This is a genomic window from Haloarcula amylolytica JCM 13557 (genome assembly GCF_000336615.1).
Classification (GTDB): Archaea; Halobacteriota; Halobacteria; order Halobacteriales; family Haloarculaceae; genus Haloarcula; species Haloarcula amylolytica.
Genome location: NZ_AOLW01000061.1, coordinates 1 through 9,694 on the forward strand (window position 1 = coordinate 1; position 9,694 = coordinate 9,694).

Below are 9,694 nucleotides of genomic sequence, written 5' to 3' on the forward strand. Positions count from 1 at the left end.
CTCGTGGATTTCACCGTCTGCTTGCTTGGTATTGGACACACCTTCAGCAAGCAGACCTCTCAACTAACCGGCTTTGTGAAGTACTGAGTCCTCGTTAATCTTCCATTGGACCGTGCCCGTCGCGGTCTCAACAGCGTAAAAATATCCGAGATTGTTTCCAAAATATAGAGAGTCCCCCCAGATGGTCGGCGATGAACTTATGCTATCACCTGTTTCCAGAGACCAGAGCAAACTGCCATTATGACGGTTAATTGCATATAGGGTACCGTCCATTGACCCGACGAAAACCCGGTCACTGTCGACGGCAGGGACTCTCCAGATGCTGTCGTCAGTGGGAAAGTCCCACAAATACTCGCCTGTCGTGGCATCAAGCGCATACAGCGAATTGTCTCCACTCCCCACGTAGACAACATCGTCGTGGACAGTTGGACCTGCACCGACACGGTCACGGGTTAGATACGCCCAAATTTCGTCTCCTGATTCGGCATTAAGTGCGTAGACATGACCGTCTCCACTACCCACGTACAGTGTGCCACCAACAGTTGTTGGACTGCTGTTGATATCGCCACCGGTTTTGAACTGCCACCGCTCCGTCCCATCAGGAGTGATCGCGTAGAGATTGTTATCACGACTGCCGAAATAAATAGTGTCTGCGTTCACGTGCGGACTCGACCAAATTGGGGCTCCGGTCTCAAATTTCCAGTTGAGCGAACCGTCAGCCGGATTTAATGAATAGAGATAGCTGTCCTCGCTCCCAGCATAGAGTTGCCCGTGGCTAATACATACTGACGTGTCGACGCGGTGATCAGCTTTGTACCGCCACCGAAGCCGCTGTGGCTCAGGCACACGCTCGGTCTCAACACCTTGATTTCGGCCTTGGGTGGAGGCGTAACAGCCGGCACTTCCAGCTATACCGCCAGCGATTATCGTCAAAACCTTACGTCGAGTATATGCCATGTGTGTATCTTATTGTGATCAGTACACTCGTAGATGAAGTGATTCTGTAGGGGTTTCTAGTTTGCGTCTAGCTCATCAGTAAGTGGAAGTGGGATATCTTCGATTGATCCGAATGGATGATTGTCTGGGTCCTCTGTTTCGTTCCCACAAGTGCCAATTTTCAGAGTGTATTTTGGAACCGGACGAGTGAGTCTGGTGTCGTTCAGTACCTCCCGATACGCGGGAGGAATCTCGTCCCCAGTTCTCAGTCCCACGCTTTCATTCTCGATTATCGCCTTGTACATGCCCTGAGGGATCTGATACGGAGTTGTGTCGGCTGATGCATGGAGCTGAAACAACGCCATTTGGGTATTCAGAAGCTCCCGGGGTTTGTATGGCATCTTCTCTAGTTCTCGTTGTTCACCATCTGCATAGACCGCCAACGAGGGATATGTGCTTGAGTCCCAAACTCGTAGATAGCGCCGACCATCAGCGAGCACCACCAAGTCAATGAATGTGAACGTATTTGGCACCACTGTGAGGAAATCAGTAAGAGCCTGGACTTTGTCAGGTGAAGCCAACAAACCGAGTTCCTTTGCAATACCATTTGGGAGACCCCACTCCCAGACGGTATTGAAGAACGCTGCAGGGTTATCGGAAACCCGATTAGAGATGTCCTGCATGAAGCCGGCGTAACCGCCCCAGATCGTCATTACTCGAACGCCTTCCACACCCTCGAATTTGACTTCTGTATCGTATTCGTAGTACCGCCGCTGCCGGTTCGAAGGTGTATCGTTTGTTCCGTACCACTCTTCGTATGGAATACCATTTAGATCGCTGTCGTGCAGTACCGTTTTCGAATTTTCTTGTTTACCGCGGGAAATCTTTGAGTCCTTCCCGTCCGGTCCACTTTCACTAAATTCTATTTCTATTGTTTCTTTGTCTATTTTTTTGCCGTCAGACGACTCAAACGAAATTCGGATGCCATTTTCAAATCTATATTGATTAAATTCGGATAATCTATCAACGTCGTCTCTGTACTTCCCCCGCTTTTTACTGCGGGCCTCTTCAAGATCTGTCGGTAGCGCATCCGTCATATCCCCACCTATCCAGTTATCGAAGACCGGTCCAAGAGCGATCTTCCCAATATTACTGGGCATATCAAAGCTGTCATAAATATCATTGTTCACTGCAACTGTAGAACCTTCTTCAAAGACTTGCATTAGCCCGCTATCAAGCGGATTCCCACCTTCCGATGGATTTTCGCTCTTACCTGGAATGAATTGCAGTGTCGTTGCAGAAGCACTGATCTCTGTTGTTCCACTATCATCGTCATCGCCGCTGTCACCGGGGAAAATCGGCGAAACGACAGCTGAATCAGCGCCTCCATGCTTCATTCCAGAAAGGCGTTCCCACTCATCATCTTCAGTACGATAGACAGCATCTTCCTTGCCAGTAAAGGTTGGCCCACCGCCGAGGATGTAGACTGACTCACCATCAGAGACGATATGAGCACTCCGTCCCACGGAGTAGGGTGTCTTCTGGGGTTCTTGATCCCAGCTATCTGTGTCGACATTGTAGCGATCAACAACGCGACTAGATTCATTGCCATTGCGCGCACCAGCAGGCAAGTAAACGTAGCGGCCGACGACAGCAGACCCACCTTCCGTCCGTGAGGCAGGTATCGGTGCAAGACCCGTCTCCCACGATCCTTCCCCTGGCTCATTACTAGGAGTATACTGCCAGGTCTGGTTGTTATTCGACCCACCACCGAAGACATAGATGCCGTTTTGTTCCGAATCACGGTTGGTCACGGCGACAGCTGACATCACGGTCCCACCTTCGACAGGGAATGACGGGCCCTCATACCACATGTCATCTTCGGGGTCGTAAACTTGGACAGATGAAACCGATCCGTTCTGGCTCTTGCCTCCGAAAATGTACAGTCGGCCACCGAATACCGCATCAGCGGCACCGTTTACGCCTGTCGCCATCGGTGCCCGGTACTCCCACTCGTTAGCCGCGATATTGTACGCCTGGGTGTCGGCGACAGTTCCACCCAGTCCCTTTTCGCCGCCCACAACGTACAGTGTGCCGTCGATTAGCCCGCCGCTTGCAGCATCGACATTGACGAGTGCTTCATTCAACTCGGAGCTGTTGTCGCTACTTTTCCAAGACCCACTTTCCTCACCATCTGGCAGATCGAATATCTGCACACGTGTGTTTCCGTCGTCGCCCGAGTAGCTCCCGGTCGCGAAAATGATTGATGAAGCCGTCTGGACCATCGTCACACACCCCCTCCAAACTCGAAGGTTTCCCCGTCTATGGTGTAACGGTACGTGCCATCGTCAAATACCTCAAACTCGTAGGGAATTTCTGTCCCATCAGCGTAGACGACTGTGCCACGTTCGTATGTTGCAGACCGCTCCGCAAACACACGATCCACAATCATCCCATGTTCGCGGTTTAGATCTTGTTTTTTGCGGTGTTGTCGTTGCGTTTCATCCAGTGGTGGCGCATCGCTAAGTCGAATGTCATCGAAGACAACCACACCCTGGTAATCAAAGTCACCTTTTGTCCGGCCCCGATGGCCGCCTTTTGGCTCGTGATCTTCGAGATACCACACGATTTCGAGTCGCTTAGCGGTTTGGAGAGTTTCGGCCGGGAGATCTGTCATGTCCCACTGTATCTTCCGCGGTCGAAGTTGTGGTACCTCTTTCAGATCCGATTCTTCAACGTTGCCGCCGTCGTTTTTGGATGTCCCTTTGCGATTCTTGCCATTCGTTCGCTGTTTTTTCTTTCCACTCCCGGGGCTCTTTTTCTTCCCTGAAGCGGTGTAATGTAGGCGGAACCGAAACTGCAGATTTGAGTCCGTGTTTTCGGCCAGCGCGAGGACATGGGTCTACAGGTACCGATGCTTTTCCAGCTCAGCGTTTTTCACTCGCTTCTTATTCTCGATCATGGGGAACGAGTCGCCATTCACCCCGACAGCGAGCCCGTGATTTCCACTCACAACCCCAGCCGGGAAGTCGTCCTCAGTAATCTGTTGAAGTTCATTTCCACCATTTGTTTTCCACCTATCTAGCCCATCCTCGAAATCGCCAAGTTGATTTTTATTATCGGATGTCGAAGCAGAACCACCGTTCGAGTTCTTCTTGGCTGTAACTCCGGATGACGCTATTCCGATGCCACCCATAAGCCCAGCATATTGAAGGACTGATCTACGGTTAGCAGTCACCGGCTCCCTCTCATTATCGTGCATTCAATCAGTAATCTATACTATCCTGTGTTAAATTTATTGTATCTGGATTAATAAAATACGAGAAAGTGTGAATAAGATGGTAGTCCTCACTTGACCAGCTTACGTAAGATGGGCCAGAGTAGGTTGTGTGACACGGGCGAAATCAGCTAACGCGTCTGGTAGGTTTGTAGGCGCGACGGGGATCGCGCCCGCCACTGCAGGCACGATTGGACCGGCGTGAGGCGCGCGACCGCGCCGAGCGCAACGCTCCGTCGTCCGAGTGAGCACCAGCGAACGAGGACACGACAGACGAGCATCGCGAGTCTGTCAGTGGCGTCGCGCGCTGGGACGCCCCACCAGCCATCCAGCCCAGTTGCACCCGGGCTGGCAGACCCACGCTTGCGATCTATCCGGCACTCCGTGGAATCAGGACCTCGACGTGTGCCAGCTGGAGCCACCCCGACCCGGAGCTTTTTGACCGATGACGGTCAAGTCTGAATCGCACCGTTCTCATGTCACAGCCACACCTTTCTCCAGAGCAACAGCCATCCGACCAGCGTCAGATTCCGAGCATCGAAACGATCGGGCCGGTCGTCGACGAAGTGATCGACATCGCCCGGCAAGAACTCGACGCACCGCGGTCCGTGAAAATCAAAACATGGGAGGATCGCGAGTTTCTGGTGCGTGTCAAGCACGGCTCAGCACCAGGCGTAAACACCCGGTATGGATACGAGACAGCAATCCAGTATCACAGTGATCGGGAAACCGTCGAAGCTTTCCTGATCGAAGAGGATACTCACACTGATGAAGCAGAACGCCTCTTGAAGATGGAACTCGGAACGATACCCGATCCAGTACCAGAAAAAATTGGGGAGTAGACGACTGATTTACTTGTCTGTCAGTTCTCGATGGCAGTCCTCACAGACCTGCTCGTACTCTTCATCGCGCTCTGGGTCGTAGAAGGACCCGGCGCGAAACCGCACGGGGTTGTACCGGGTATTGAAGACTTCCTCACAGCGTGGACACTGGACGTCTCCCATTTGAGAAATCACCTCCCGGCGGCCCTGTCTGGCCGCCACCCGCTTGCGGCCACACAAAATTGAATCAAGTACTGTCCGGGACACCGGGCCCAGAAAACAGCTAACCAACACGAGCGGGGTCAAACCGATTAATGTGGGTTAGAGCAGGTTGGCATCCCCACGCTCGTCGCTGATTCCGAGCACAACCACATGGTCGGGTCTGAGCTTGTCGCGTACTTTTCGAGAGAGGGTCATAGAAATATGCACAGCCGATTTACTTTGGCGCACCCTGGCTGAGGAAGTATTGGGATAGAGAGTGTATGAAAGCCAGTGCAAGATATAGAGTTTCTATACAGCAACAGATAGCGTCGGAAATAGAAGCCTGTCGAACCCCGAAATTCAGTATCCACTAGTAGGCACACCCCGTACTCAATATATAACTTCACCTGATGTGCGGCTATCTGATGTTGATACCTGCCAACCGCCGAGCCATTATACAAAGAGAATAATATGGATTGGAGACCCTGAAGCATCCATATCCGGCTAAGAAATACGATGAAAGAGATAAAGTGATTCGGTGCTAAGGTGTAGACATATGCTCACCCCCGGAGACGAGGAATCCCTTCTTTTGGATATAAAAGAGGGAATCCAGTATGCACTCTATCTCGGTAAACAGGAGGGGCGATTTACTGAAGACGAAATCTATCTCGATAAGATCCGTCTGAACAAGCTCCAGTATATTGTTAACGAGGACCGCGACTTGGGGCTAACTTTCGGCTGGTTCAAATACGGTCCTGCCCCTGAGGATGTTACCACAGACACCGGAGTAGCGTTAGGTCCACAGCCGGGAGATGACATCGCACACTTAGAGGAAAGTAGACTGCCGAGCAAAGACCATCTTTCGACAGAAGGATTTGCGTACTATTTTCTGAGAGAACTTGACGACGAATTTGATAGAATCGTGACTACAGAGGAGACGAAAGTCTACTTGGTAGACTTCTACGATGAGTATGCGCCAAAAGATGAGTATGCCACTCGATTTACTGATTTATATAAGGCCAGCGCACGCCTCCAACAAACACTTGATGCAATTGGGGGCGGGAAAGATTGGCATCAGAACTCGACAGAGTTCTATTATGAACTGGACAAGAAGTTCCTTCCGGTGAGTGAGGAAATAGCGAAGCTTGACTCCTTGGAACACACTCTAGAGCCGCTTGAAGAATACCGGAAGTTGCTGACCAGTATTATTTCAGAAGCTGACGCAGAAGAGGAGCTATCATCGAGCCAGCAAGCCTTTATTAATAATGCTATTCGGAAGTTCTATAATACAGTCTGGGACTTCGTGGGCCAAGAAATCTCTCTTGAGACGATGAGGGGAGAGAATGTTGATGAGCTTCGTCCCAAGGTTGAGACGAATGCGAAAAAATACCGGAACGGCTCATGGAAAGCCGAGCTCAACTCTCTGGCAGAGAGGAGAGAGTCAGTAGGATTGGACCCAGAAATAGAGGATATGGAGAAACTAGAGTCGGGGGGAAACGGAGAGGATGACGAGCAGTCGCTAGATGAGGAAATGGTTAAACGCGTCTCCGAAATGGGTGCAGAGGTGATTAGCAATTGAGTTTCCCAGAATACGGGGACCTCATTCACGTTGATTTTACACCTTCTGAAGACTCCGAGCCGGGCGAATTTGAGGACCCTCATCCAGCAGTTGTAGTCCAATATACGAATTCCGATGACAGGGCAGTGGTCGTTGCCCCAGTTTCATCGCGTGACAAACAGAGCTTCTCTCGTGAAGTCAGACTTCCTGGAACAATTGATGGGCTAGACAGTGACTCAGTAGCTATTCTGAATTTGATAACCACTGTATCATTTGAGGGGCGAGTGAGACCGGAGGGCGATGATTCGGATTCGTGGCGTCTCGGAAAAGTTCCGCCGCAGAAGATGGAAGAGGTCCAAGAAAAACTTGAACGTCTGTTCCGAATTTAGCTATATCACCAATCGGTAGATATTCTCCCGATAGAGGTCTTCGATGTTTTCGTAGTAGTTTGGAAATAGAAGCCAATTGGAGCAGTATTTACTCTTTCTTGACTGATCGCCGCGAATATACTTCACCAATCAACTGTTTGCGTTTGCTTCCATCTTGTGCTGGCTGTGAGCCTTGATCTTGCACGCAACTTTGACAATACTCGGACAGATAGACCTGAGAACTATTCTATGAGATGCTCTTCCCGCCGCTATCTCAGATACTTGACTCCAGTAAGGGCCACACGCTGCAGACGGACTAGCGAAAGATCGGTTCTCGTCCACCTCCCGGCGGCAGGCCGGGATCGCGCCCGCTACCGCAGGCACGATGGACCGCCGCGAGGCGCGCGATAGCGCCGAGCGGAGCGTTCCGTCGTCCTCGTGAGCGACAGCGAACGAGGGCTCGACAGACGAGCATCGCGAGTCTGTCGGTGGCGTCGCGCGCTGTCGCGACCCACCAGCCACCCAAGCTCAGTCTCACCCGGGCCTGCTGGCCCACGTCCACGCACATACCAGAACATCGGCTCTCTCACAGCCCCCACCAGACTGACCCACGTTGACGCGCTGGTGCGGTGGCGTGCCAGTCCGTGCGCGCGGTTGTCTCGCCGCCGCCCGCTGTGCCGGAGGCGGCGGCGAGGCCGCGTGCGCGAGCACCGTCGCACCGCCCGAGGAAGCCCCCCGCTCAGTGGGGGACGCCCTCGCTATCGGGCGTTAGTCTGCTTTGGAGTGGACCATGCCCTGATGGGTGGCGGCCCCATGCTCAGTGTCGAACAGGTCCGAACACTCTGGACAGCGGGCCTTCCCGAGCGTCACGGCGACCGCGTGGTCAGTGTCCCGCTCGTTGGCCCACTGATGGGTGTCTGACTCGGCCTCCCACGACGCCACCGCCGGGCTCTCACCCGAGGAGCCGAACATACTACTTCCGTGTCCGGTGGGCGCGGGACCGTCGCCACGCTCGATGACACACATGAGCGTGTCGCTCGTGACTGCCACCGTCTTGATACCGTTGTACTCGTCGGGCTTGCCCCCCGAAATACGAACTCTGTCGCCTTCATGCAAGGTGCGCACCATCTCGCCGCCGTGCATGGACTTGCCCCAGACCGTGACCTTCGCACTCGTTCCCTCGTCGTCCTCGATGTAGAGGACTTGGTACTGGTTCCGAGCGTCGGGTTCCTCGATGATGTGCGTGACTTCGCCCTCGACCGTACACTCGTAGCCGTAGGGACTCACCTCGTCGATGGGCGTGGGTACTTGCAGTTCNCCCTCGACCGTACACTCGTAGCCGTAGGGACTCACCTCGTCGATGGGCGTGGGTACTTGCAGTTCGTTCTGAGCCTCGTCCAAGACGGTGAAGGAAGCCTCATACAGGCTGTTACAGTCGCCCATCTGCCCGGACACAAGGGCCGCGAGTCGGCGGCCTGCTGCCGCTCGTGACAGACTGGTTTTGTCTGCCAGCGTCGCGGCTTGCTGGTTGACTCGCGCCAGCGTGTCGCGGTCCATCCACTGCCGGGGGTCAGCCGGGGAGCGGAACCCATCAGCGCGTTCGGTTTCCGCGTCGGTGAGCTGGCGAGCCGAGGCTTCGCGGTCGGCACCGTCGACATGGGCGCGTGCGACCTCAGAGTGTCGGGCTTGCTCGGCTTCGCGGCCGTGACGTTCCTCTTGCTGTTCTAGCGTTTCGCCAAACCGCCGGTCCGGACCAACCTCGGTCGAGCGGGTCCAGTCGTATGCCTCCTCCTGCCGGGCGTAGAAGTTGCCACGGCTATCGCTACCCCGATTCATTCTGAAATCGAGTTNACCTCGGTCGAGCGGGTCCAGTCGTATGCCTCCTCCTGCCGGGCGTAGAAGTTGCCACGGCTATCGCTACCCCGATTCATTCTGAAATCGAGTTCGTCGCCGTTCTCCGTCTCTGCGACCGCCTCTAGAAGCTGTTCGGGGCCACCCTCGACATGGGCCGAAAGGGAAACCGTCTTGTTGCTTGCCGATGCTTTCTTACCGCTGGAATTGCTANCTAGAAGCTGTTCGGGGCCACCCTCGACATGGGCCGAAAGGGAAACCGTCTTGTTGCTTGCCGATGCTTTCTTACCGCTGGAATTGCTAGCGTACATTGTCTTTCAACTCGCTTCGGAAAGACACTTGTCGGGTGCTACTACACCCGATTTCTGCGGCGTGAAACTGCCCTGCCAGCGCCGCGTGCGTCGTGTCTTTCCGTACGTAAAGGCATGGGTGCAGACTACTTANACCCGATTTCTGCGGCGTGAAACTGCCCTGCCAGCGCCGCGTGCGTCGTGTCTTTCCGTACGTAAAGGCATGGGTGCAGACTACTTAAAGCTACCGGACTATTTGGATTGTTTCAAGTGCAATATTCGGGCGTCTGAGTGGTTTCTAAGTGTCGTCTTATGTTTCGCGCTTCGAGGGAAAATAGTATATAAAGGACGTAGGTGGTTGACACCCCGGCGGGCGGTCCCATCGTGTGCGG

At 53.6% G+C, this 9,694-nt stretch carries 8 protein-coding genes and 1 pseudogene; 3 read left to right on the forward strand and 6 right to left on the reverse strand.

What is annotated here, in order from left to right:
* Positions 1–63: 63 nt before the first annotated feature.
* The 4 genes from C442_RS21190 to C442_RS19540 all read right to left on the reverse strand — a co-directional run bounded on the left by C442_RS21190 (position 64) and on the right by C442_RS19540 (position 4,198).
* Positions 64–957: a PQQ-binding-like beta-propeller repeat protein gene (locus C442_RS21190; RefSeq protein ID WP_080504349.1), complete on the reverse strand. Its 894-nt coding sequence runs from the start codon at positions 955–957 to the stop codon at positions 64–66.
* Between the two features lie 56 nt (positions 958–1,013).
* Positions 1,014–3,221, reverse strand: coding sequence for a Kelch repeat-containing protein (locus C442_RS19530; protein ID WP_008313524.1), 2,208 nt, complete (start codon positions 3,219–3,221; stop codon positions 1,014–1,016).
* A 2-nt stretch (positions 3,222–3,223) separates the two neighbouring features.
* Positions 3,224–3,613, reverse strand: a complete 390-nt coding sequence (locus tag C442_RS21670; protein WP_008313525.1) for a hypothetical protein — start codon at positions 3,611–3,613, stop codon at positions 3,224–3,226.
* Between the two features lie 225 nt (positions 3,614–3,838).
* Positions 3,839–4,198, reverse strand: coding sequence for a hypothetical protein (locus C442_RS19540; protein ID WP_008313527.1), 360 nt, complete (start codon positions 4,196–4,198; stop codon positions 3,839–3,841).
* 491 nt (positions 4,199–4,689) lie between these two features.
* Here C442_RS19540 and C442_RS19545 point away from each other — a divergent pair, with 491 nt between their 5' ends.
* Positions 4,690–5,055, forward strand: coding sequence for a hypothetical protein (locus C442_RS19545; protein WP_008313528.1), 366 nt, complete (start codon positions 4,690–4,692; stop codon positions 5,053–5,055).
* A gap of 9 nt (positions 5,056–5,064) precedes the next feature.
* Here C442_RS19545 and C442_RS21900 read toward each other — a convergent pair whose 3' ends face one another.
* Positions 5,065–5,217 carry a hypothetical protein gene (locus tag C442_RS21900; RefSeq protein WP_023842963.1) on the reverse strand — a complete coding sequence of 51 codons (153 nt, stop codon included), beginning with the start codon at positions 5,215–5,217 and terminating at the stop codon, positions 5,065–5,067.
* Positions 5,218–5,791: 574 nt separating this feature from the next.
* Here C442_RS21900 and C442_RS19550 point away from each other — a divergent pair.
* A complete protein-coding gene (locus tag C442_RS19550) occupies positions 5,792–6,814 on the forward strand; it encodes a hypothetical protein (protein ID WP_008313530.1) in 1,023 nt (340 codons plus the stop codon).
* The gene (locus C442_RS21195) at positions 6,811–7,182 is read left to right on the forward strand and encodes a type II toxin-antitoxin system PemK/MazF family toxin (RefSeq protein ID WP_008313532.1); all 372 of its coding nucleotides are present in this window, start codon (positions 6,811–6,813) and stop codon (positions 7,180–7,182) included. The genes C442_RS19550 and C442_RS21195 overlap by 4 nt, the downstream gene beginning before the upstream one ends.
* 747 nt (positions 7,183–7,929) lie before the next feature.
* On the opposite strand, the pseudogene C442_RS23000 reads toward C442_RS21195, so the two are convergent.
* Positions 7,930–9,233 (reverse strand): annotated as a pseudogene (locus C442_RS23000) (SOSS complex subunit B family protein); the annotation flags it as partial.
* Positions 9,234–9,694 lie beyond the last annotated feature (461 nt).

What these genes read in the sequence shown, in the direction of transcription:
- C442_RS21190 (WP_080504349.1), bottom strand. Translation starts at nt 957, where the DNA reads ATGGCATATACTCGACGTAAGGTTTTGACGATAATCGCTGGCGGTATA.
- C442_RS19545 (WP_008313528.1), top strand. Translation starts at nt 4,690, where the DNA reads ATGTCACAGCCACACCTTTCTCCAGAGCAACAGCCATCCGACCAGCGT.
- C442_RS19540 (WP_008313527.1), bottom strand. Translation starts at nt 4,198, where the DNA reads ATGCACGATAATGAGAGGGAGCCGGTGACTGCTAACCGTAGATCAGTC.
- C442_RS19550 (WP_008313530.1), top strand. Translation starts at nt 5,792, where the DNA reads ATGCTCACCCCCGGAGACGAGGAATCCCTTCTTTTGGATATAAAAGAG.
- C442_RS21900 (WP_023842963.1), bottom strand. Translation starts at nt 5,217, where the DNA reads ATGGGAGACGTCCAGTGTCCACGCTGTGAGGAAGTCTTCAATACCCGG.
- C442_RS19530 (WP_008313524.1), bottom strand. Translation starts at nt 3,221, where the DNA reads ATGGTCCAGACGGCTTCATCAATCATTTTCGCGACCGGGAGCTACTCG.
- C442_RS21670 (WP_008313525.1), bottom strand. Translation starts at nt 3,613, where the DNA reads ATGACAGATCTCCCGGCCGAAACTCTCCAAACCGCTAAGCGACTCGAA.